13 protein-coding genes, 11 tRNA genes, 3 rRNA genes and 1 pseudogene are annotated in these 23221 nt (G+C 43.3%); 1 reads left to right on the top strand and 27 read right to left on the bottom strand.

Going from position 1 to position 23221, the window contains the following annotated elements:
* Positions 1 to 105 precede the first annotated feature (105 nt).
* The 26 genes and pseudogenes from pepC to pbp2a form a co-directional block, all read right to left on the bottom strand.
* The gene (pepC, locus tag A6J84_RS08850; RefSeq protein ID WP_095726415.1) at positions 106 to 1440 is read right to left on the bottom strand and encodes an aminopeptidase C; all 1335 of its coding nucleotides are present in this window, start codon (positions 1438 to 1440) and stop codon (positions 106 to 108) included.
* A 109-nt stretch (positions 1441 to 1549) separates the two neighbouring features.
* A complete protein-coding gene (locus A6J84_RS08840; RefSeq protein ID WP_095726414.1) occupies positions 1550 to 2272 on the bottom strand; it encodes a pseudouridine synthase in 723 nt (240 codons plus the stop codon).
* Between the two features lie 133 nt (positions 2273 to 2405).
* A pseudogene (locus A6J84_RS08835) lies at positions 2406 to 4541 on the bottom strand (AAA family ATPase).
* Between the two features lie 421 nt (positions 4542 to 4962).
* Entirely contained in the window at positions 4963 to 5193 is a 231-nt protein-coding gene (locus A6J84_RS08825) for a GlsB/YeaQ/YmgE family stress response membrane protein (RefSeq protein ID WP_000901578.1), read from the bottom strand.
* A gap of 9 nt (positions 5194 to 5202) precedes the next feature.
* Positions 5203 to 6444, bottom strand: a complete 1242-nt coding sequence (locus A6J84_RS08820; RefSeq protein WP_095726410.1) for an aminopeptidase — start codon at positions 6442 to 6444, stop codon at positions 5203 to 5205.
* Positions 6445 to 6465: 21 nt separating this feature from the next.
* On the bottom strand, positions 6466 to 6618 hold the full coding sequence (locus A6J84_RS08815) for a hypothetical protein (RefSeq protein ID WP_000776617.1): 153 nt from the start codon (positions 6616 to 6618) through the stop codon (positions 6466 to 6468).
* A 23-nt stretch (positions 6619 to 6641) separates the two neighbouring features.
* Entirely contained in the window at positions 6642 to 11033 is a 4392-nt protein-coding gene (locus A6J84_RS08810) for a PolC-type DNA polymerase III (RefSeq protein WP_095726409.1), read from the bottom strand.
* Positions 11034 to 11208: 175 nt separating this feature from the next.
* Positions 11209 to 11282: transfer RNA gene (locus tag A6J84_RS08805), tRNA-Pro, on the bottom strand.
* 15 nt (positions 11283 to 11297) lie between these two features.
* Positions 11298 to 11371 (bottom strand) — tRNA-Arg (locus A6J84_RS08800).
* 11 nt (positions 11372 to 11382) lie between these two features.
* Positions 11383 to 11468, bottom strand: a tRNA-Leu gene (locus A6J84_RS08795).
* Between the two features lie 7 nt (positions 11469 to 11475).
* A tRNA-Gly gene (locus tag A6J84_RS08790) sits at positions 11476 to 11547 on the bottom strand.
* Between the two features lie 27 nt (positions 11548 to 11574).
* Positions 11575 to 11647, bottom strand: a tRNA-Thr gene (locus tag A6J84_RS08785).
* 12 nt (positions 11648 to 11659) lie between these two features.
* Positions 11660 to 11741: transfer RNA gene (locus A6J84_RS08780), tRNA-Leu, on the bottom strand.
* A gap of 5 nt (positions 11742 to 11746) precedes the next feature.
* A tRNA-Lys gene (locus A6J84_RS08775) sits at positions 11747 to 11819 on the bottom strand.
* Between the two features lie 24 nt (positions 11820 to 11843).
* Positions 11844 to 11916 (bottom strand) — tRNA-Asp (locus A6J84_RS08770).
* Between the two features lie 2 nt (positions 11917 to 11918).
* Positions 11919 to 11991: transfer RNA gene (locus A6J84_RS08765), tRNA-Val, on the bottom strand.
* Positions 11992 to 12096: 105 nt separating this feature from the next.
* A 5S ribosomal RNA gene (gene rrf, locus A6J84_RS08760) occupies positions 12097 to 12212 on the bottom strand.
* A 76-nt stretch (positions 12213 to 12288) separates the two neighbouring features.
* Positions 12289 to 15189 (bottom strand): 23S ribosomal RNA (locus tag A6J84_RS08755).
* A 122-nt stretch (positions 15190 to 15311) separates the two neighbouring features.
* Positions 15312 to 15384 (bottom strand) — tRNA-Ala (locus A6J84_RS08750).
* A gap of 51 nt (positions 15385 to 15435) precedes the next feature.
* Positions 15436 to 16981 (bottom strand): 16S ribosomal RNA (locus A6J84_RS08745).
* The 16S, 23S and 5S rRNA genes sit together here with 11 tRNA genes alongside, the layout of an rRNA operon.
* A 229-nt stretch (positions 16982 to 17210) precedes the next feature.
* Positions 17211 to 17282: transfer RNA gene (locus A6J84_RS08735), tRNA-Glu, on the bottom strand.
* Between the two features lie 63 nt (positions 17283 to 17345).
* Positions 17346 to 17819, bottom strand: coding sequence for a hypothetical protein (locus A6J84_RS08730; protein WP_001049305.1), 474 nt, complete (start codon positions 17817 to 17819; stop codon positions 17346 to 17348).
* 120 nt (positions 17820 to 17939) lie between these two features.
* On the bottom strand, positions 17940 to 18476 hold the full coding sequence (nusG, locus tag A6J84_RS08725) for a transcription termination/antitermination protein NusG (protein ID WP_000376732.1): 537 nt from the start codon (positions 18474 to 18476) through the stop codon (positions 17940 to 17942).
* 57 nt (positions 18477 to 18533) lie between these two features.
* Positions 18534 to 18710: a preprotein translocase subunit SecE gene (gene secE / locus A6J84_RS08720; protein ID WP_000505776.1), complete on the bottom strand. Its 177-nt coding sequence runs from the start codon at positions 18708 to 18710 to the stop codon at positions 18534 to 18536.
* Positions 18711 to 18719: 9 nt separating this feature from the next.
* Positions 18720 to 18872 (bottom strand): 50S ribosomal protein L33, encoded by a 153-nt coding sequence (gene rpmG, locus A6J84_RS08715; RefSeq protein WP_001809375.1) that lies wholly within the window; start codon positions 18870 to 18872, stop codon positions 18720 to 18722.
* Positions 18873 to 18924: 52 nt separating this feature from the next.
* Positions 18925 to 21120, bottom strand: a complete 2196-nt coding sequence (gene pbp2a / locus A6J84_RS08710) for a penicillin-binding protein PBP2A (RefSeq protein ID WP_095726408.1) — start codon at positions 21118 to 21120, stop codon at positions 18925 to 18927.
* Positions 21121 to 21206: 86 nt separating this feature from the next.
* Here pbp2a and A6J84_RS08705 point away from each other — a divergent pair, with 86 nt between their 5' ends.
* A complete protein-coding gene (locus A6J84_RS08705) occupies positions 21207 to 22082 on the top strand; it encodes an RluA family pseudouridine synthase (protein ID WP_084855922.1) in 876 nt (291 codons plus the stop codon).
* 66 nt (positions 22083 to 22148) lie between these two features.
* Here the strand turns inward: A6J84_RS08705 and gap are convergent, their stop codons facing one another.
* Positions 22149 to 23156 carry a type I glyceraldehyde-3-phosphate dehydrogenase gene (gap, locus tag A6J84_RS08700; protein ID WP_000260682.1) on the bottom strand — a complete coding sequence of 336 codons (1008 nt, stop codon included), beginning with the start codon at positions 23154 to 23156 and terminating at the stop codon, positions 22149 to 22151.
* Positions 23157 to 23221: the final 65 nt, after the last annotated feature.

Raw genomic sequence — 23221 nt, 5'->3', positions numbered from 1 at the left:
AAGACTCAAAATAGGAAGAACTCCCTTGGCAAGCATCATCTATCGCCACTTCAAGAAGGACTTAAAAAAGAAGCTAGGATTTCCCTAACCTCTTTTCTTTATACTTTATTCTGCCAAGGCACCCATTGGATCCCATGGTGCAAGTACGATTGGTTCTGCTTCATAAGCAGCTCGTTCTTCTGCTGTTAGTAATTCTTTACGGACAACGATTTGGTAAGTGTATTCATCCATCCAAGCATCTGAGGCAACGAAGTAACCATCTGTACCGACCTTGTCTCCCCATGAGTTTTCAACCTTCCACTTGGTTGACTTGCCATTTTCATCCAAATCCACACCTGTCAAGACCATGGCGTGGGTCATCAAGCTTTCGCTGTAGTCCAAACGTCCAGCCTTGTCTTGAGTGAGTTGAATATCCATGCTTGACTCAAAGTCATAAACATCTGTCGCAAGGATTCCAGCTTTACGATTGCTGAGCTGACCGACATCTGAACCAAACCAAACAGTCTCACCTGTTTGCATTTGGGCAATCGCCAATTCTTTCAAGCGCTCCATTGGAACGTTGATGTAGCGAACTGCACGGCTACCAACCACATTTCCTAACATCTCAACTGTGTAAGATTTGCCGTAAGGCTTGTCAGCAGTTGGAGCATTGATAACAGAAACATAATCTTCTAGAGGAAGGTCGACATATTTCTTGTAAAACTCTTGTGGCGTGATACCCTTTTCGCTTTGGTAGTTATCATCCTTATCGCGATAAGCAAAGTCAAATTTACGTGGTGGAAGTCCTAGTGACATAGCAAGGAAGTTAAAGATTTCTTGCAAGAGGTCTTCTTTCTTAGCTTGAACAGTCGCTTGGTCTGCACCAGAAGCGAGCAAGTCACGCAAGATTTGAGCATCTTGACGAAGCAATTTGTTGAGGATGGCATTGAGCTCACGGCTACTGCTAGATGAAACAGACTCAGGATAAACAGACTTGGGAACGACACCGTATTTCTCAAAGAGGGCAACGACCATATCCCACTGTCCACCGTCTTGTTGTGGAGTTTGGAGTAGGAAGCTAACCTTACGGCTCGTCAATTCTTGGTCTGCAGTCGCAATCACTTGCTCCAAAAACCAGTTGGATTTCTCGTACTTGTCCCAGAAGAATGTGTGGGCTTGTGACAACTCAAAGTTTTCCAGTTTGTATTGAGAGATGAGTTTGTGGCGGAAGGTGTTGAGAGCTGCAAACATCCAGCAACGACCAGACGCTTTCTGGTTAGTAACCTTGTCCTTGGTCAAATCCAATGAGAAAACAGGTGTATTGTCTACATGGCTTTGGCGACGTTCCAGGGCTGCAAAAATTCCGTTATGGCTGGCAGCATTTTCAATCGCTTGGTATTTGACATTTGCTTCATAGTTAGCAAATAATTTATCTGTAAATGATTCTTGAATCGCGTTCATAGATTCCTCCTTTTATTCTACTGTCTATTATAACTCTTTTCACAAAGGAAGCAACTGAAAAACGAAAAAGGCAAGGACATTCTCCTCACCTTTTCTAACATAAACCCAATTAAGCAATACTAGCAAGGAGATTTTCTAACTCCTCCTTGGTCAAACGACGCCATTCTCCTCGTTCTAAGTTCTCATCCAAAACTAAAGTTCCCATCGTCAAACGTTGTAGGTTCACCACTTCCTTGCCACAGTAGGCCACCATTCGTTTGACTTGATGGAACTTCCCTTCAGCAATGGTCACACGAACCAGACTTTGATTTTTTTTTGGATCTACTGATACAAACTCCAGTTTAGCTGGCTGGCAGGTAAAGTCCTTGAGCGGAATCCCCTTAGCAAATGTCTCCACGTCTTCTTGGCTCATGATTCCCTCGACTTGAGCCAAATAGGTCTTATCCACATGACGTTTTGGTGAAAGAAGAGCATGGGCAAGCTGGCCGTCATTGGTCAAAAGCAGGAGGCCATGCGTGTCAATATCCAAGCGCCCTACTGGAAAAACTTCCTTGGTCCGAGCAATATCATCCAACAAGTCCAACACTGTTCTGTGTTTAGAATCCTCAGTCGCTGAAATGACTCCTTGGGGCTTGTTCATCATGTAGTAGACAAACTCCTCGTACTCTAGCACTTGACCATCAAAGCGAATTTCGTCTTTTTCTTCATTTATTTGCAATTTTGCTGATTTTTCTTTCTTGCCATTGACCGTCACGCGTCCAGCCTTGAGCAAGTTTTTGACCTCCGTCCGACTTCCCACAGCGCATGCAACTAAAAATTTATCTAATCTCATAAAACTATTATATCATACTCAAAAGGAGGCTGGTACAATGACCAACCAACTATGCACCCTTAAAGCCAATGATTCTCAGTCACCAACGTTTTTATCCACTAATTTTTATAAACTACATAGAAAATTTTTCATCTCATTTTTTCATCTCATTAAAGTGAACTTTGTCCATGCTCTCTATGATTTGCATTAAGGTTTTACTATTTTGCACTATTTCATCCGCTCTAATTGGTCGGTGTGACAAGACGTTTATAAAAGTAAGCAACTCTCCCAGCTTACGCTTCTTGTTGTTCCCTAATGTTTTTCCTGTAGCTTCATAGTATAGAGATTCTATTTCGGCTTGATTAGACTTTTGTGGAAGAAGATTCGTTTTTTTAAAGTTTAAAAATTCTTCAAAAATACGCCTCATACTATTAGCCGCGTGATAAATCTCGCACTGTTCCAATTCATCTGTATATTTATCTTTCAATATATAGATTTCTTGAAATAATTTCTTATACGGAGCAATATTCCCTTGACAAGTTCGTATTTCGCTATAAAAATTGTTACTTGAATTTTTATATATTTCAAAAATTCCGTAATTAGTGTCCGCAGTTTTTATTCCATATGTAATTTGACAAAAATCATTCCAAGAATGAGTAAGTAAAAATATTTGAGGAAAATTTTCGGACAGTATCTTTTTAACTATCTCTAAAACATAGAACTTATTAGAATCATCAAGACTTGATATCGGATCATCTATTACTACAAGTTTAATTTCAGGCTTAAATTTTTTCTGCTCTTTATCACTGTATAATTCAAAGTAAAAATACAATAATGCTAAAAGGTTTTTCTCTCCCTCACTGATATTATCAATTGTTAGGTCGCAATCTTCAAGGGTATGTCTCAAATAATAATTATTGTCCTTTAAGCTTAATGTAATCTGAATTCCTAAACTACTTAACACTTCGTTTAAGAAATCCATAAAATCAATATATTCAGATTTGCTTTCTTCTAAAGTTCGTATTTCCCCTAAAAGTTCCTTATTTCTATTTTCAATTTTCTCAATTTCTGCTTCATTTTTTTGAATATTTTTAATTTTTTCTGAAATATTGGCTTCTTCGATAGCAATTGCAATTGTTCCCTTCGTAATTCTTTCAATATTGCCGATTGAAGTATTTATTTCGTCTAACTTTTTCTTATGTATATCCTGAATTTCTTTGGATCTTTTACTGACTTCTTTTTCAAATTCTAAAATATAATCTTCTATTTTTATTGATTTATCCATATTTAGAATCTTTCTTTCAATTTCCTCCATAAGATGAGTGGTATATTCTAAATAATCAAAATTAAATATTTTATCTATCTCTTCTTTAGAACATCCAAGAACAGATAAATTCCCCTTAATTCTTTCAGCATTATCAATGTTTTTTATATTACTATCTAAACACTCCTTAATTGCTTCTAATCTAAAGATATCTTTCTGCTTAGAATCTTCTTTATATCTTCTAATAGAATCTTTTACATCTTCAAGATTAAAATTATTATGACAGAACTTACATATAGTATCCGATTCATCATGTAACGAAACACCTTTCTCCAGCCATCTAATTACCTCAGAAGTCGGTATGTCACTGGTCAGTATATATTTTTTTTACAAAGCATCGAATAAAAATTCTTTATCATCAGCAAGAATCTCTTGTATTTTCAGTTCGGGAAGTTGAGTCCTTGTTATTCTATCTTTTTCCTTTTCCAACTCATCACTGTCAGCAATAAACCTTTTAATATACTCTCGATTGTTCACTTTTAGTGCATTTTCTAAATCTGCCGAGTATTGTTCTATGACTTCTTCAACTTTAAGTTTAGATTGCTTTTTATTGATATTTGCAGTTCCTTTTTTATTATCGTGAATACTATCAATCTTTTCTCGAATAGTCTGCCGGTTTTGAGTATTTTTCTTTTTTCGCTCCGTAACGTCTTCTATTTGTTTTTGTAATTCTGCAATCTCTTTTGCGATATCTGCATCTTTTTTACTAAAAGAAACTTTAATTCCCCTAATAGTAGAGTCACTATTATCTAATAACAATCGATTTTTTACATAGTCTCTATTAAAAAATCGAATTGACTCTTCCGTGGTATCTTTTTTAGAGTATTCCTCAACGATCCCTTTAGACAGTGAACTCTTTCCCCTACCATTATAGCCAAACAGTATATTTTTCTGTTTGAAGAACTTCTCTGGAGTAGAATAATTTTTAAACGACTTATAAGTGTAATTTTTAATGGCTTCAATCATAATATAAACCTCCTTGTTATTATATTATAACACATTTTTAAAGAGTATCTGTTCGCATTATCTATAAAAAATACTTGGCACTTCCTCTATAGCGAGTAATGAGGAGCTCATCAAATAAAGCATGGAAGATTTATATAGAGAAATTCGATAAAAATATAGAAACTATCTAGCTTACCAATTTTGCGAAACTATGAAATTATATCATACTCAAAAGGAGGCTGGTACAATGACCAACCTCCTTTTCTTTTCATACTCTTCAAAAATCTCTTCAAACCGCGTCAACGTCCATCTGCAACCTCAAAACAGTGTTTTGAGCTGACTTCGTCAGTTCTATCAACAACCGCAAAGCAGTGCTTTGAGTAGCCTGCGGCTAGTTTCCTAGTTTGCTCTTTGATTTTCATTGAGTATCAGATTTAAGAAATTAACTTCCTCGTCTCCAGAAAATAGCTAAGACAACCATAGCACCTAAAACAGCTGGAACAATAGCTATCCCCGCTAGGTTTGGACCCCAAGTCCCAAAGAGCAGGTGCCCCAAAGAAGCACCAATCCAGCCGAGAAACATTTTCCCAAAGCATCCCATGCTTTCTCCGCGATTGGTTAAAGCACCTGCCAAGAGTCCCACTAGGAGACCAACAAACATACTTCCAAGCATAGCTTCTCCTTAAATTGCCCAGTCTCCATTACGGAAGAGTGGTACGCGTGTTCCATCCTCACGGATACCATCGATATCCATTTGATTCGAACCAATCATAAAATCCACGTGAACATCTGAACGGTTAAGTCCAGCAGCTTCAAGCTCTTCTTCGCTCATCTCTGCACCACCAACAACGCTAGTCGCATAGGCTGCACCGATAGCCAAGTGGTTTGAAGCATTCTCATCAAAAAGGGTGTTAAAGAAGGTAATCCCTGACTGAGAAATTGGGCTTGGATCTGGTACCAAGGCACATTCACCCAAGGCACGTGCACCCGCATTTTCAAAGACAAGGTCCTTCATGACCTGATCACCCTTTTCAGCAGTAATGTCTACGATTTGACCATCCTTGAAGGTTACTTTAATACCTTCGATGATATTTCCGTTGTAGCTAAGTGGTTTTGTAGAGGTTACATAGCCATCTGCACGACGGAAGTCAGGCGCTGTAAAGACTTCTTCTGTTGGCATATTTGGCAAGAATCCTTCTCCCTGTGCATTGATAGCACCAGCTGATTCCCAAACGTGGTTCTTTGGCAAACCAAGAGTCAAATCTGTCCCTGGCGCTGTGTAGTGAAGGGCTGAGAATTGTTCTTTATTGAGCATTTCTGCCTTGCTCTTGAGGATGGCTGCATGTTCTTCCCAAGCCTTAACTGGATCTTCTTCGTAGACTCGGCAAGTTTTGAAGATTTGATCCCAAAGAAGATCCACTGCTTCTTCATCGCTCGCAGCATTTGGAAAGACTTTCTTAGCCCATTCAAGTCCAGCTGCAGCTGCTACAGTCCAGCTAACCTTGTTGGATTGCGTTGCGATACGCATTGGCTTCATCGCAAGTCCCATAGCTTTGGCAGAAGCTGAAAGCTTGTCAGCATCCACTCCGTTCAAGGCACCTGGGTCAGAAGAACGGACACCGAGACGGCTAGCCTTGTTTTCCAAGAGGTAGTTCATCTCAGCAATCTTGTATTCTGGTACATTGTCCAAACGCTCCATTGGCGCGTGGAGGAATTTCTCGCGATTTACAAAGTCATCTGCCCATTGAACGATAACTTCGTGTGCTCCAAGTGCATAAGCTTCTTTGACGATTAAGTGAGCCAACTCACGTTGCTCCACATCGATAGAGAGAGCCAAAGTGTGACCCGGTTGCACATTCACACCGTTTGCAACCAAAAGCTTAGCGTATTTTTCTAGATTTTCTTTAAAATTTGGTAAAACCATTCTATTCTTCCTTTTCTTTTGTTATTTTTCCTTCAGAGCAGAAAATAATCCTGCTAAAGCAATGGCACCAGACAAGAGCGCTGTCGATAGGATAATTGTTTCATCTGCCAGCTCTAGCTGATAGTCAAAAACCTTTTCAGCTGGTTTATCTTCCGCAAAAATCCTAAGCTTCATAAAGATGTTCTCCATTCTAATTCTTAAAATAACTCATCAAACAAACTCAACTGGTTATCCTCTGGCATATTACCAAGAATCCCCATTTCATCCATCTTTTCAACCAAGGTTGATGAAAGTCCACCACGCTTGCGCAGTTCTGTCTTAGAGAGGAACTCACCCTCTTCACGCGCACGCACCAACTGCTTAGCAACGTTCTCTCCCAGACCATCCATTGCTACAAATGGTGGGATGAGGGTATCTCCATCAATGATGAATTCAGTCGCATCACTACGGTATAGATCTAACTTGCCAAACTTAAAGCCACGTTCCCACATTTCATTGACAATCTCAAGAGTTGTATAGAGGTCAATTTCCACATTAGAGGCTTCATTATTCTTCCTTTTTTCAGCGATTTCTTCCATTCTACGCTTAATGGCATCCAAGCCCGCACCCATGGTCTTGATATCAAAGGCCTTGGCGCGGATAGAGAAGTAAGCACAGTAATAATAAATCGGATGGTGAACCTTGAAGTAGGCTACACGCAAGGCCATCATAACGTAGGCTGCCGCATGGGCCTTAGGGAACATATACTTGATTTTCCCACAGGACTCGATATACCACTCTGGCACCTTATTGGCCTTCATGGCTTCGATATAGCCATTTCTCTCCTCTTCGGAGATCTTCAACCACAAGCCCTTACGTACCCGTTCCATGATGGTAAAGGCCATCTTAGGTTCAAGACCCGCATGCATGAGGTAAACCATGATGTCGTCCCGACAACCGATAACGGTTGATAGGTCCGCAATTCCTTGCTTGATCAAATCCTGGGCATTTCCCAACCACACATCGGTACCGTGGGATAGACCAGACAGCTGAAGTAACTCCGCAAAAGTCGTCGGATGCGTTTCATCGACCATCCCACGTACAAAGTTGGTTCCAAATTCTGGAATCCCCAGCATACCCGTTGGCGTTCCGATTTGTTCAGGAGTCACACCTAGCACATCAGTCCCAGAAAAGAGGGCCATGACACCTTCATCATCCATAGGAATTTCATTAGGATCAATCCCAGACAAGTCCTGCAGTTTCCGAATCATGGTCGGATCATCATGTCCCAGCACATCGAGTTTGAGGACGTTCTCATCGATATCGTGGAAGTTAAAGTGAGTCGTCTGCCATTCAGCCGTCACGTCATCTGCTGGATACTGAACAGGCGTAAAGTCGTAAACATCCATGTAGTTAGGAATAACAACAATTCCCCCCGGGTGTTGTCCCGTTGTGCGCTTGACACCAGCTGCACCTTGAGCAAGGCGTTCCACCTCTGCATCACGATAAAACTTCCCATAGTCTCTCTCGTAGCCCTTGACAAATCCATAGGCAGTCTTGGCAGCCACCGTACCAACCGTTCCTGCACGGAAGGCATATTCCTCACCAAAGATATCACGCACATCCAAGTGGGCGCTAGGCTGGTCTTCTCCCGAGAAGTTCAAGTCAATATCGGGAACCTTATCTCCATCAAAACCAAGGAAGGTCTCGAAAGGAATATCCTGTCCATTTTTGCTGAGTTTGTGGCCACAGTTTGGACAGTCCTTATTAGGCATATCAAAACCTGAACCATAAGAACCATCGGTGATAAACTCGCTGTACTGACACTGACCACAGACGTAGTGTGGAGAGAGAGGATTAACCTCCGTAATCCCAATCATAGTCGCAACAAAACTGGACCCAACAGACCCACGAGAACCAACCAAGTAGCCCCGTTCATTGGAACGTTGCACCAGCATCTGCGATGCCAGATAAATCACGGCAAATCCATTCCCCAGAATAGAAGTCAATTCTTTTTCAATCCGCAAATCAACAATATCTGGCAGCGGATTTCCATAAATCTCAAAAGCTTTCTTGTAGGTCAGCTCGGCGACCGTTTCTTCCGCCTTGTCAATGAAAGGTGTGTACAAGTCACCCTTAACAACCTCAACAGGTTCAAAGATATCTGCCAAGGCATTGGTGTTTTCAATGACTAATTTGCGTGCTAAATCTTCTCCCAAGAAAGCAAATTCATCCAACATTTCATTGGTCGTTCTAAAATGAGCCTTCGGTAGCGGTGCTGGTTGGGCATGTTCACCATGACCGATGGTTCGGTTAATCATAGCCCCTTGGCCCAAACTACGGACAATAATTTCACGGTAAATCTCTTCTTCCGGTTCGATATAGTGGACATTTCCCGTAGCTAGAACAGGCTTGCCAAGACGGTCCCCAACCTCTATCAAACTCTTGATAATAGTCTGGAGTTCCTCCATATCCTTGACCTGCTCCTTGGCAATCAAGGGAGCATAGATAGCTGGTGGCATGACCTCGATAAAGTCATAATACTTGGCCACTTCAACCGCCGCGTCCACACCTTGGGAAACGACTGCGTCAAAAACTTCACCCTCGGAGCAAGCCGACCCCAAAATCAAGCCCTCCCGATGGGCATCTAGAACCGTTCTCGGAATCCGTGGCACCCCTTCAAAATACTTGGTGTTAGACAAAGAAACCAGCTTAAAAATATTTTTTAAACCAACTTGATTCTTGACATAAATGGTCGCATGTTTAATCCGAGCTTTTTTATAAGAATCTGGACTGATTAGATCAATATTGAGTCTAGCCAGATCGGTCACACCATGTTTTTCTGCTACCTCTTTGATAAAGATGAAAAGCAGACGACCAGTAGCTTCCGCATCATAATTAGCCATGTGGTGGTGTTCAAGTGCTACACCAAAACGCTTAGTCAAAGGTCCCAAACCATGGCGTTTATACTCCGGATAGAGGTTTCTAGCAAACTCCAGCGTATCGATAACTGGCTGGCTAATCTTAGGCAGACCATGACGCTCATAGTTGGCATTCATAAAGCCAACGTCAAAGGTGGCATTGTGAGCAACTAAAACTGTATCCTTGCAAAACTCTTGGAATTCTTGTAAAACTTGTTCCAGTGGTTTGGCATTTTTAACATGATCATCTGTAATACCTGTTAACTCAGTAGTAAAGGCTGACAAGGGATGCCCAGGATTGATAAATTCATCAAATTCGGCAATAACATTTCCCTTATACATCTTAGAGGCTGCAACCTGAATCAAATCATTATAGATAGCTGAAAGTCCCGTCGTCTCCACGTCAAAGACCACATAGGTCGCTTCTGACAAGCCCATCTTCACTTCGTTGTAAACGATAGGGACACGGTCCTCCACGATATTGGCTTCCATTCCATAGATCAGCTGGATTCCAGCTTTCTTAGCTGCCTTGTAGCCATGTGGGAAGGATTGAACATTTCCATGGTCCGTGATGGCAACCGCCTTGTGCCCCCACTTAGCAGCTGTCGCAACGATCTCCTCTACCTCTGGTAGAGCATCCATAGTCGACATATTTGTATGGGCATGAAACTCAACCCGACGCTCACCTTCTGGCATCAAGTCCTTCCGCTCATAGTGAACAACTTCCTGCACATCCTGGACGTTCATGGTCAAATCACGTGTGAAGTTATTCATCTCCACATTCCCACGAACTCGGAGCCAAGAATTCTTCTTAATGATGTCAAACTTCTGAGCTTCTTCTTCATTCTTAACCCATTTTTGCATTGAAAAACTTGAAGTGTAGTCTGTCATTTTAAAGTTGATCAAAACGCGACCAGTTCTGGTCACCTTATGCTCCACATCAAAAACGACCCCTTCAAAGACCAGGCGATTTTCCTCAGTCGTCACGTCAATCATCTGGGTAACTTCAGCCTTATCTAGTTTAGGCTTGGCCGCAGCCTTTTTAGCCTGAAAATCAAAGGCTGGCTTCTCTTCTACTGGAGGAGGAGCCATTTGTTCCAGTTGCTCCATAGCCCGGAGCGCTTCCTCATTGGCAGCTTGAACAATCTGTTCATTCTCCGTATGGAATGCTTCCTCCTGCTCTTGTGTAAGAGCATCGTTCTTTTCTATTTGACAAACAAAAGCTGGAAAACCAAACTTTTCGAGTTGCTTTGCCAAATTAGGAAGATGATTCTTCTTAAAGTGCTCCTTATCAATCGCCTCTGAACCTTCAATAATGAGTTGATTTCCTTCCGCACGAACTTGCAAGTTCTGGTAAAGAGATTTAAACCCTTGACTTGCCCACGGACCTTCAGAAAAAGCCTCTCTATAGTAGGCCTGCAAGAGTTCATTAGAGAATTCTTGAGAAAGAGCCTTGATTTCGAAAACAGCTCGGTTTCCTGTCTTAGAAAATTCTTCACCAAGCCCTTTCTTTAACTCTAAAAAGATTTCAATCGGTAAAATATTAGAAAATACAAAATGAAATTCCCAAATCTTACTAATTTTATGAACCACAACACGCTCAATTCTGGCATCAACAAGAGCAGGATCCCGTCTCAATTGATCAGAGATTCCTAGTTGATTCATTAAAATTTCAAACTTACTTGACATTCATTTTCCTCACATTATTCTCTTACTATTTTACCATAATTAAAGAAAATATATAGTCACTACCATTCCTTAAGCACTGCTAGTTTACACAAATTTGTTCCGTAAACAAAAAAGAAGACTCTCAGAATCTCCTAAGTAAATAAAAAAAGATACCCAAAAGTATCCTCGTAATCGATCGGGAAGACAGGATTCGAACCTGCGACACCTTGGTCCCAAACCAAGTACTCTACCAAGCTGAGCTACTTCCCGCGTTAAATAAAAAAATGCACCCTAGAGGAGTCGAACCTCTAACCGCCTGATTCGTAGTCAGGTACTCTATCCAGTTGAGCTAAGGGTGCTCATCATTATATGCCGAGGACCGGAATCGAACCGGTACGATCGTTACCAATCGCAGGATTTTAAGTCCTGTGCGTCTGCCAGTTCCGCCACCCCGGCCTCTCTAAGCGAACGACGGGATTCGAACCCGCGACCCCCACCTTGGCAAGGTGGTGTTCTACCACTGAACTACGTTCGCATCGACCTCTTATTCTATATAAAAAAATGCCGGCTACATGACTTGAACACGCGACCCTCTGATTACAAATCAGATGCTCTACCAACTGAGCTAAGCCGGCTACTTTCTATTATGCGGGTTAAGGGACTTGAACCCCCACGCCGTTAAGCGCCAGATCCTAAATCTGGTGCGTCTGCCAATTCCGCCAAACCCGCAAATATGACCCGTACTGGGCTCGAACCAGTGACCCATTGATTAAAAGTCAATTGCTCTACCAACTGAGCTAACGAGTCTAAAATAACTTCCGTTATCTTAAACGGTCCCGACGGGAATCGAACCCGCGATCTTCGCCGTGACAGGGCGACGTGATAACCGCTACACTACGGGACCTATGGGAGTTAACGGGATCGAACCGCTGACCCTCTGCTTGTAAGGCAGATGCTCTCCCAGCTGAGCTAAACTCCCAAAGGGCGGAGTCTAGCTCAGCCAACGGTAAGAAACTTCGTTTCTCTCATCCGCCGATTGTAATTTCGATTTCCTCTCAATTACAACTGAGCTAAACTCCCTCGAGCTAAGCGACTTCCATATCTCACAGGGGGCAACCCCCAACTACTTCCGGCGTTCTAGGGCTTAACTGCTGTGTTCGGCATGGGTACAGGTGTATCTCCTAGGCTATCGTCACTTAACTCTGAGTAATACCTACTCAAAATTGAATATCTATCAAATCTCAAGAAAACCTCACACTTCGTATTCTCAGTTACTTTGGATAAGTCCTCGAGCTATTAGTATTAGTCCGCTACATGTGTCGCCACACTTCCACTTCTAACCTATCTACCTGATCATCTCTCAGGGCTCTTACTGATATAAAATCATGGGAAATCTCATCTTGAGGTGGGTTTCACACTTAGATGCTTTCAGCGTTTATCCCTTCCCTACATAGCTACCCAGCGATGCCTTTGGCAAGACAACTGGTACACCAGCGGTAAGTCCACTCTGGTCCTCTCGTACTAGGAGCAGATCCTCTCAAATTTCCTACGCCCGCGACGGATAGGGACCGAACTGTCTCACGACGTTCTGAACCCAGCTCGCGTGCCGCTTTAATGGGCGAACAGCCCAACCCTTGGGACCGACTACAGCCCCAGGATGCGACGAGCCGACATCGAGGTGCCAAACCTCCCCGTCGATGTGAACTCTTGGGGGAGATAAGCCTGTTATCCCCAGGGTAGCTTTTATCCGTTGAGCGATGGCCCTTCCATACGGAACCACCGGATCACTAAGCCCGACTTTCGTCCCTGCTCGAGTTGTAGCTCTCGCAGTCAAGCTCCCTTATACCTTTACACTCTGCGAATGATTTCCAACCATTCTGAGGGAACCTTTGGGCGCCTCCGTTACCTTTTAGGAGGCGACCGCCCCAGTCAAACTGCCCGTCAGACACTGTCTCCGATAGGGATAACCTATCCGGGTTAGAGTGGCCATAACACAAGGGTAGTATCCCAACAACGTCTCCTTCGAAACTGGCGTCCCGATCTCATAGACTCCTACCTATCCTGTACATGTGGTACAGACACTCAATATCAAACTGCAGTAAAGCTCCATGGGGTCTTTCCGTCCTGTCGCGGGTAACCTGCATCTTCACAGGTACTAAAATTTCACCGAGTCTCTCGTTGAGACAGTGCCCAAATCATTACGCCTTTCGTGCGGGTCGGAACTTACCCGACAAGGAATTTCGCTACCTTAGGACCGTTATAGTTACGGCCGCCGTTTACTGGGGCTTCAATTCATACCTTCGCTTACGCTAAGCACTCCTCTTAACCTTCCAGCACCGGGCAGGCGTCACCCCCTATACATCATCTTACGATTTAGCAGAGAGCTGTGTTTTTGATAAACAGTTGCTTGGGCCTATTCACTGCGGCTGACGTAAAGTCAGCACCCCTTCTCCCGAAGTTACGGGGTCATTTTGCCGAGTTCCTTAACGAGAGTTCTCTCGCTCACCTGAGGCTACTCGCCTCGACTACCTGTGTCGGTTTGCGGTACGGGTAGAGTATGTTTAAACGCTAGAAGCTTTTCTTGGCAGTGTGACGTCACTAACTTCGCTACTAAACTTCGCTCCCCATCACAGCTCAATGTTATAGATATAAGCATTTGACTCATATCACACCTCACTGCTTAGACAGACACTTCCATTCGTCTGCTTTAGTTAGCCTACTGCGTCCCTCCATCACTACATACTCTAGTACAGGAATATCAACCTGTTGTCCATCGGATACACCTTTCGGTCTCTCCTTAGGTCCCGACTAACCCAGGGCGGACGAGCCTTCCCCTGGAAACCTTAGTCTTACGGTGGACAGGATTCTCACCTGTCTTTCGCTACTCATACCGGCATTCTCACTTCTATGCGTTCCAGCACTCCTCACGGTATACCTTCTTCACACATAGAACGCTCTCCTACCATACCTATAAAGGTATCCACAGCTTCGGTAAATTGTTTTAGCCCCGGTACATTTTCGGCGCAGGGTCACTCGACTAGTGAGCTATTACGCACTCTTTGAATGAATAGCTGCTTCTAAGCTAACATCCTAGTTGTCTGTGCAACCCCACATCCTTTTCCACTTAACAATTATTTTGGGACCTTAGCTGGTGGTCTGGGCTGTTTCCCTTTCGACTACGGATCTTAGCACTCGCAGTCTGACTGCCGACCATAATTCATTGGCATTCGGAGTTTATCTGAGATTGGTAATCCGGGATGGACCCCTCACCCAAACAGTGCTCTACCTCCAAGAATCTTTATGTCGACGCTAGCCCTAAAGCTATTTCGGAGAGAACCAGCTATCTCCAAGTTCGTTTGGAATTTCTCCGCTACCCACAAGTCATCCAAGCACTTTTCAACGTGCCCTGGTTCGGTCCTCCAGTGCGTCTTACCGCACCTTCAACCTGCTCATGGGTAGGTCACATGGTTTCGGGTCTACGACATGATACTAATTCGCCCTATTCAGACTCGGTTTCCCTGCGGCTCCGTCTCTTCAACTTAACCTCGCATCATATCGTAACTCGCCGGTTCATTCTACAAAAGGCACGCTCTCACCCATTAACGGGCTCGAACTTGTTGTAGGCACACGGTTTCAGGTTCTATTTCACTCCCCTCCCGGGGTGCTTTTCACCTTTCCCTCACGGTACTGGTTCACTATCGGTCACTAGGGAGTATTTAGGGTTGGGAGATGGTCCTCCCAGATTCCGACGGGATTTCACGTGTCCCGCCGTACTCAGGATACTGCTAGGTACAAAGACTATTTTAAATACGAGGCTATTACTCTCTTTGGCTGATCTTCCCAAATCATTCTTCTATAATCTTTGAGTCCACATTGCAGTCCTACAACCCCGAAGAGTAAACTCTTCGGTTTGCCCTCCTGCCGTTTCGCTCGCCGCTACTAAGGCAATCGCTTTTGCTTTCTCTTCCTGCAGCTACTTAGATGTTTCAGTTCACTGCGTCTTCCTCCTCACATCCTTAACAGATGCGGGTAACAGGTAGTACCTGTTGGGTTCCCCCATTCGGAAATCCCTGGATCATCGCTTACTTACAGCTACCCAAGGCATATCGTCGTTTGTCACGTCCTTCTTCGGCTCCTAGTGCCAAGGCATCCACCGTGCGCCCTTATTAACTTAACCTTATTTTTTGACCTTTCAGTCATAAACTCTTTTAATACTACAGCGTTTCGGTTTATTTTCTTGTTACTATTTGATATAGATATTCAATTTTCAATGTGCATTACTTGGTGATCTCTCACCAATGGAGCCTAGCGGGATCGAACCGCTGACCTCCTGCGTGCAAAGCAGGCGCTCTCCCAGCTGAGCTAAGGCCCCACAAGACCTCTCAAGACTAAACAAGACCAATGTGCAGTTCCTTATCCTTAGAAAGGAGGTGATCCAGCCGCACCTTCCGATACGGCTACCTTGTTACGACTTCACCCCAATCATCTATCCCACCTTAGGCGGCTGGCTCCAAATGGTTACCTCACCGACTTCGGGTGTTACAAACTCTCGTGGTGTGACGGGCGGTGTGTACAAGGCCCGGGAACGTATTCACCGCGGCGTGCTGATCCGCGATTACTAGCGATTCCGACTTCATGTAGGCGAGTTGCAGCCTACAATCCGAACTGAGACTGGCTTTAAGAGATTAGCTTGCCGTCACCGGCTTGCGACTCGTTGTACCAGCCATTGTAGCACGTGTGTAGCCCAGGTCATAAGGGGCATGATGATTTGACGTCATCCCCACCTTCCTCCGGTTTATTACCGGCAGTCTCGCTAGAGTGCCCAACTGAATGATGGCAACTAACAATAGGGGTTGCGCTCGTTGCGGGACTTAACCCAACATCTCACGACACGAGCTGACGACAACCATGCACCACCTGTCACCTCTGTCCCGAAGGAAAACTCTATCTCTAGAGCGGTCAGAGGGATGTCAAGACCTGGTAAGGTTCTTCGCGTTGCTTCGAATTAAACCACATGCTCCACCGCTTGTGCGGGCCCCCGTCAATTCCTTTGAGTTTCAACCTTGCGGTCGTACTCCCCAGGCGGAGTGCTTAATGCGTTAGCTGCGGCACTAAACCCCGGAAAGGGTCTAACACCTAGCACTCATCGTTTACGGCGTGGACTACCAGGGTATCTAATCCTGTTTGCTCCCCACGCTTTCGAGCCTCAGCGTCAGTTACAAGCCAGAGAGCCGCTTTCGCCACCGGTGTTCCTCCATATATCTACGCATTTCACCGCTACACATGGAATTCCACTCTCCCCTCTTGCACTCAAGTTAAACAGTTTCCAAAGCGTACTATGGTTAAGCCACAGCCTTTAACTTCAGACTTATCTAACCGCCTGCGCTCGCTTTACGCCCAATAAATCCGGACAACGCTCGGGACCTACGTATTACCGCGGCTGCTGGCACGTAGTTAGCCGTCCCTTTCTGGTAAGATACCGTCACAGTGTGAACTTTCCACTCTCACACTCGTTCTTCTCTTACAACAGAGCTTTACGATCCGAAAACCTTCTTCACTCACGCGGCGTTGCTCGGTCAGACTTCCGTCCATTGCCGAAGATTCCCTACTGCTGCCTCCCGTAGGAGTCTGGGCCGTGTCTCAGTCCCAGTGTGGCCGATCACCCTCTCAGGTCGGCTATGTATCGTCGCCTTGGTGAGCCGTTACCTCACCAACTAGCTAATACAACGCAGGTCCATCTGGTAGTGATGCAATTGCACCTTTTAAGCAAATGTCATGCAACATCTACTATTATGCGGTATTAGCTATCGTTTCCAATAGTTATCCCCCGCTACCAGGCAGGTTACCTACGCGTTACTCACCCGTTCGCAACTCATCCAGAGAAGCAAGCTCCTCCTTCAGCGTTCTACTTGCATGTATTAGGCACGCCGCCAGCGTTCGTCCTGAGCCAGGATCAAACTCTCATTAAAAGTTTGAGTTCTCACTCATTTCTGTCACTGACAGATTTATTGTTTTTTCATTGTTCAGTACTATAACCTTAGTTATAGTGCCCTGCACATTGGTTCGTCTTGTTCAGTTTTCAAAGGTCTTTGTCACTCATTCTCTCGAGCGACAACTATATTAGTATATCACAGCTACCTGCCTCTGTCAACAGATTTTTTAAACTTTTTTCAAGTTTTTTCTAACCGCAATACACCATAGTCCGTACGGGATTCGAACCCGTGTTACCGCCGTGAAAAGGCGGTGTCTTAACCCCTTGACCAACGGACCTGAGTTTTTCAACTCTTTCTATTATACCTACTTTTTTACCTTTGTCAAGGACTTTTTTCCTCTTTACCGAAATTCTGAAAAGATTAGGGAAAGTTCTCTCAGGAGAGCTTTACGTCCTCTAAAGACTTCTCCTCCCATTAGACGGTCTATTAACTCTTGTTTTTCCATACTCTGCTTTGATTTGTAATTCTTTAGAAGTTCGTGAAAGAGATAATAATCGTCCAGCCTGAGTCCTTTTTCTCCTAGACGATGACTAATCTCACTCACCTCTTCATAGGGTTCTTTGTCAAAACGGCGCTTGTGGCTTTCCTGTTTACGGATGTAATCTAGGATACGATTTCTAAACTTTGTTTTAAAGCAGACATAAAGTCGATGGCGCTCCCCCTCTAGTAACTCTGGGTTGCAACTCACCAGCTCATACAGACATAACATGCCTTCCTGATCCCAGTCCTCTTTCTCCCACAGATGCAAATGATAATCTTTGCGACACTTATGGACGATTCCCTTACTTTCTTCATATAAATCTTTTAGATTCATAGACCTCTCCTTTCTGCATTTAGTTTAGCAAAATGCGCGAGCCACTGGGTCTACTTCCTCTATTCTATACTTCTTCCTCCCCCAACGGCACATAAAAAGAGAGGCAAAGCCTCTCTGGGGTTATAATTCTGCAATTTGGTTGAGATTCACTTCTGCAATCGTATCATTACCAAACATAGAGATAATCATCTTCACTTTGTTGTTATCAATTTCAGTAATTTTACCTGTGTAGTCTGCAAAAGCGCCATCAATGATGCGGACTGTCTGGCCAACTTCAACATCAATATCGAACTCTTGAACAGTTTGTCCCATTGAAACCAGAATATCACGGATTTCTTGTTCCAAAAGTGGAGTTGGTTTTGATCTGTTACCGTGTGAGCCGACGAATCCTGTTACGTTAGGTGTGTTTCGAACGACGAACCATGCTTCATCGGTCATGACCATTTCTACAAGGACATAACCTGGAAAGCGATTCTCTTCAACTTCCTTTTTCTTTCCATTTTTCTCAACTTGCACGGTTTGTGTTGGAATCTCAACGCGAAGAATATTATCCAACATGTTATATGTTTGCGCACGTTGCAATAGATTTTCTTTTACCTTATTTTCATAGCCAGAATAAGTTTGTAGAACAAACCATCCCTTGTCAAAACTATCCATGATATTTCCTTTCATACATATATAGAAGAAAGTTAGCAGAACTTCTCCACTTTTCTTCTAAAAAATGTTAATAAATCGAATCAAACCTGATACAATCAACTGGTCAAAAATGTAAATGATGACCACAAAGAAGGCTGTGTATTCCATAATAGAGCGAAAATCTCTCCAGCTTTCTTTGCGAGTTGGCCAAGTTGTTTCTTTAAGAAGTTTAAAAATATCCTTAATAAAACCCATCGTTCTCTCCTATCTCGTTTCTCTATGTGTCGTATATTTTCCACAATGTTTACAAAATTTATTTACTTCTAGTCGTGTTGGCTTGGGGTTCCCACTAATTTTGATTGAGTAATTCCTTGAACCACAAACTGCACAAGCTAGGCTTGCTTTTTTTAGTGCCATAACGCCTCCATCTTATCTATTATAACAAGAAACCTAGGCTTTGACAAGCCTCTTAACGAAATAGATTAAGGATTGAGTCCCATATTGTCTGAGCTTTTTCTTTTATTTTAGCTTCTGAAATCGCACGTCCTGCTTCATCTACAAGATTTTGTGCACGACTACGAATATCTCCTATCGGATCTTCAGACTGGTTTGTCTCATTTTCAACAACTTGCTTTTTCGTATTTTCTGGTTCAATCCCATTTTGTTTATAAGCATTCTCAACTGTAAAAGTACTACCTGGAGTGTAAGGTAAAATGGTATTAGCCATACTTCTAAAGACATGGGCTGCTCCATTGGAGGTCGAACCTGCTAGATAATGGTTCTCATCTGTTGTTGGGAAACCGAGCCAGTGGCTGATTACCACATCCGGAGTATAGCCGATCACCCACTGGTCACTGGTATATTCTGGGTTGAAAACAGCTTCAGTCGTACCTGTTTTACCAGCCATAACATAATCTGCCGGTGACGAACTAATTCCTGTACCATTGGTAAATGTTCCTAGCATCATGCTGGTCATTTTATCGGCTACCGACTTATCAATCACTCGTTTTTGGGAGTTTTTATGACTCTTGATGATCTGGCCGCTGGCATTTTCAATACGAGTGATGAAATGTGCTTCAGGCATCAAACCTCCATTAGCAAAGGCTGCATAGGCTTGCGCCATCTGGAGAGGATTCGTTTCCACACCTCCACCAAGAGCAACTCCAAGAACTCGGTCAACTTTTTCCATATTCAGACCAAATCTCTCCCCAGCGTCAAAAGCTTTGTCAATACCTAATTCATTTACAGTCGCAACAGCTGGCAGGTTGAGTGATTCCGCCAAGGCCTGATACATAGGTACTTCTGGAGATGTCTTAATACCCGCATAGTTATCTACTTGATAACTGTTGTACTGCATCGTATGATTATCCAGTTGCTTGTTCAAGGCCCATCCTGCTTCTACTGCGGGTGTATAAACGACTAAAGGTTTAATAGTTGAGCCTGGGCTACGCTTAGACTGAGTGGCATAGTTGAAATTGCGGAAGCCTGGTTTGTCATCACCAGCTACACGGCCAACAACTCCACGCACTCCACCCGTTTTAGGCTCTAGAGCAACACTACCTGATTCGGCATGCGTTCCATCTTCTGCCGTTGGAAATAGCGAAGTGTTTTCGTAAATAACCTGCATGTTTGCTTGGTAGTTTTGGTCAAGCTCTGTGTAGATTCGATAGCCGTTGTTGACAATCTCTTCTTCTGTGAGATTGTACTTGGAAACTGCTTCGTTGACAACTGCATCAAAATAGGACGGGTAACGATAATCCGAAACTTTGCCTTCATACTTATCTTGCAGTTGAGAAGCCATATCTACTCCAGCCGCTTCGGTTTCTTGATTTTTATCAATATAGCCCGCTGCAACCATATTTTGCAAAACAGTATCCCTACGGTTGGTCGAAGTTTCAACAGAATTTAATGGATTGTACAATTCTGGTCCCTTGAGCATCCCTGCTAGAGTAGCCGCCTGATTAAGCGTTAGTTGTGAAGCCGATACACCAAAATATTTCTTACTTGCATCTTCAACGCCCCATACTCCATTTCCAAAGTAGGCGTTATTGAGGTACATAGTAAGGATTTGCTCCTTGCTGTATTTCTTTGTCAACTCTAAGGCAAGGAAAAACTCCTTGGCCTTCCGTTCAACGGTCTGGTCCTGGGAAAGATAGGCATTTTTCGCCAACTGTTGAGTGATGGTGGAACCCCCTCCAGAACGACCCGCTGTAAGGATGGCTAGAAAGAAACGACCGTAGTTAATCCCATCATTTTTATAAAAGGAACGGTCCTCTGTCGCGACGACAGCATTCTGCAAGTCTTTACTAATATCTGTCAGTTCAACATAGGTTCCCTTTTGACCTGATAGGGCTCCTGCCTCTTTTTCTTCGCGGTCAAAAATCAGAGTTCGCGTTTTCAGGGCATTTTGCAAGTCATTGACATTGGTAGACTTGGCTATCGCAAACAAGTAGGTTCCTACCAGTAAACCAGCACTTAACCCTAAAATGATGACGATTTTTGTCAGATGATAACGACGCCAAAATTTCCGAATTGGACCTACTTGGGACAATTTTTTTCTGTCGCTCCGTGAACGACGCATGCTAGTCGAATCAGACTCCGCTGATTCATTCGTTTCTTTTTTAAAGAGAGAAAGAAACTTCTCAAATAATTTATCTAATTTCATGCGTTTATTTTATCATCTTCACCATAGGAACTCAAGAATTTAGCTACTCCCTATCCAAATAGGGCTTTTTTTGTTACAATATCTGTATGCAATTCACATTTACATTACCCGAATCCTTGCCTCAAATGACGGTCAAACAATTCCTAGAGGAACAACTCCTCATCCCTAGAAAAATCCGCCATTTTTTGAGAATAAAGAAGAACATCTTAATCAACCACAAAGAAGTTCACTGGAACGAGATGGTCAAGCCAGGGGACATTTGCCAGTTGACTTTTGACGAGGAAGATTATCCCCCAAAAGAAATCCTTTGGGGCAATTCAGACCTCGTTCAAGAGGTTTATCAAGACCAACATCTCATTATCGTCAACAAGCCAGAGGGAATGAAAACTCACGGAAATCAACCTGGTGAAATTGCCCTTCTCAATCATGTCTCTGCCTATGTTGGCCAAACCTGCTATGTCGTTCATCGTCTGGACATGGAAACTAGTGGTTTGATTCTCTTTGCCAAAAATCCTTTTATCCTGCCTATTCTCAATCGCTTACTGGAGAAAAAAGAGATTTCTAGGGAATACTGGGCACTTATAGAAGGACGAGTAGAGAGTAAAGAACTTGTCTTTCGAGATAAAATTGGTCGTGATCGACACGATCGCAGAAAACGAGTGGTAGATCCCAAAAGTGGGCAACATGCCGAAACTCAGGTAAGCCGACTAAAGCAATTTCCAAATCAGACTACCCTTGTCCGTTGCAAACTAAAGACCGGTCGAACGCATCAAATCCGTGTTCACCTCTCTCACCATAAGCACCCTATCCTGGGCGATCCTCTCTATAACTCTAGATCAAAAGTAAGCAGGCTGATGCTTCATGCCTTTCGACTTTCCTTTACTCATCCACTCACCTTAGAACAATTGAGTTTTACTGCCCTCTCGGATACTTTTGAAACAGAATTAAAACAAAATGGATGACACTATCATCCATTTTTCTATACAAAAAAGCAAGACCAGAAGGCCTTGCTTTTATCGACTCAAGAATTATTTAGCGATTTTTGCAAAGTATTCAAGAGTACGTACAAGTTGTGCAGTGTATGACATTTCGTTGTCGTACCATGATACAACTTTAACCAATTGTTTACCATCAACGTCAAGAACTTTAGTTTGAGTTGCGTCAAACAATGAACCGTAAGACATACCTACGATATCTGAAGATACGATTGGATCTTCTGTGTAACCGTATGATTCGTTTGAAGCTGCTTTCATAGCTGCGTTTACTTCATCGACAGTAACGTTCTTTTCAAGAACTGCTACCAATTCAGTAACTGATCCAGTTGGAGTTGGAACACGTTGTGCAGATCCGTCAAGTTTACCATTCAATTCTGGGATTACAAGACCGATAGCTTTAGCAGCACCAGTTGAGTTAGGAACGATGTTTGCAGCACCAGCGCGAGCACGGCGAAGGTCACCACCACGGTGTGGTCCGTCAAGGATCATTTGGTCACCAGTGTAAGCGTGGATAGTAGTCATCAATCCTTCTACAACACCGAAGTTATCTTGAAGAGCTTTAGCCATTGGAGCCAAGCAGTTTGTAGTACATGAAGCACCTGAGATAACTGTTTCAGTACCATCAAGAACGTCGTGGTTAGTGTTAAATACAACTGTTTTAACATCGTTTCCACCAGGAGCAGTGATAACAACTTTCTTAGCTCCACCTTTAAGGTGTTTTTCAGCTGCATCTTTCTTAGCAAAGAAACCAGTTGCTTCAAGAACGATTTCTACACCGTCAGTAGCCCAGTCGATTTGTTCTGGATCACGTTCAGCAGAAACTTTAACGAATTTACCGTTAACTTCGAAACCACCTTCTTTAACTTCTACAGTACCGTCGAAACGACCTTGAGTTGTGTCGTATTTCAACAAGTGTGCAAGCATAACTGGATCTGTAAGGTCGTTGATGCGAGTAACTTCAACACCTTCTACGTTTTGGATACGGCGGAAAGCAAGACGACCGATACGTCCGAAACCGTTAATACCAACTTTAACTACCATTAGTGATTTCCTCCTTATGAAAATCATGAAATTTTTATTGTGAAAAGAGTAACTTGAATCACTAC

The sequence above is a fragment of the Streptococcus sp. FDAARGOS_256 genome (assembly GCF_002289235.2).
GTDB lineage: Bacteria > Bacillota > Bacilli > Lactobacillales > Streptococcaceae > Streptococcus.
The sequence above is the reverse complement of the archived record's forward strand: the minus strand, read 5'-3'. Positions and strand labels throughout refer to the sequence as shown.

Excerpts from the sequence above, each read along its gene's own strand:
- nusG (WP_000376732.1), bottom strand. The coding sequence starts at position 18,476 with ATGGATAGTTTTGACAAGGGATGGTTTGTTCTACAAACTTATTCTGGC.
- A6J84_RS08840 (WP_095726414.1), bottom strand. The coding sequence starts at position 2,272 with ATGAGATTAGATAAATTTTTAGTTGCATGCGCTGTGGGAAGTCGGACG.
- gap (WP_000260682.1), bottom strand. The coding sequence starts at position 23,156 with ATGGTAGTTAAAGTTGGTATTAACGGTTTCGGACGTATCGGTCGTCTT.
- secE (WP_000505776.1), bottom strand. The coding sequence starts at position 18,710 with ATGGGTTTTATTAAGGATATTTTTAAACTTCTTAAAGAAACAACTTGG.
- A6J84_RS08810 (WP_095726409.1), bottom strand. The coding sequence starts at position 11,033 with ATGTCAAGTAAGTTTGAAATTTTAATGAATCAACTAGGAATCTCTGAT.
- A6J84_RS08705 (WP_084855922.1), top strand. The coding sequence starts at position 21,207 with ATGCAATTCACATTTACATTACCCGAATCCTTGCCTCAAATGACGGTC.
- rpmG (WP_001809375.1), bottom strand. The coding sequence starts at position 18,872 with ATGGCACTAAAAAAAGCAAGCCTAGCTTGTGCAGTTTGTGGTTCAAGG.
- pepC (WP_095726415.1), bottom strand. The coding sequence starts at position 1,440 with ATGAACGCGATTCAAGAATCATTTACAGATAAATTATTTGCTAACTAT.
- A6J84_RS08820 (WP_095726410.1), bottom strand. The coding sequence starts at position 6,444 with ATGGTTTTACCAAATTTTAAAGAAAATCTAGAAAAATACGCTAAGCTT.
- A6J84_RS08825 (WP_000901578.1), bottom strand. The coding sequence starts at position 5,193 with ATGCTTGGAAGTATGTTTGTTGGTCTCCTAGTGGGACTCTTGGCAGGT.
- A6J84_RS08730 (WP_001049305.1), bottom strand. The coding sequence starts at position 17,819 with ATGAATCTAAAAGATTTATATGAAGAAAGTAAGGGAATCGTCCATAAG.
- pbp2a (WP_095726408.1), bottom strand. The coding sequence starts at position 21,120 with ATGAAATTAGATAAATTATTTGAGAAGTTTCTTTCTCTCTTTAAAAAA.
- A6J84_RS08815 (WP_000776617.1), bottom strand. The coding sequence starts at position 6,618 with ATGAAGCTTAGGATTTTTGCGGAAGATAAACCAGCTGAAAAGGTTTTT.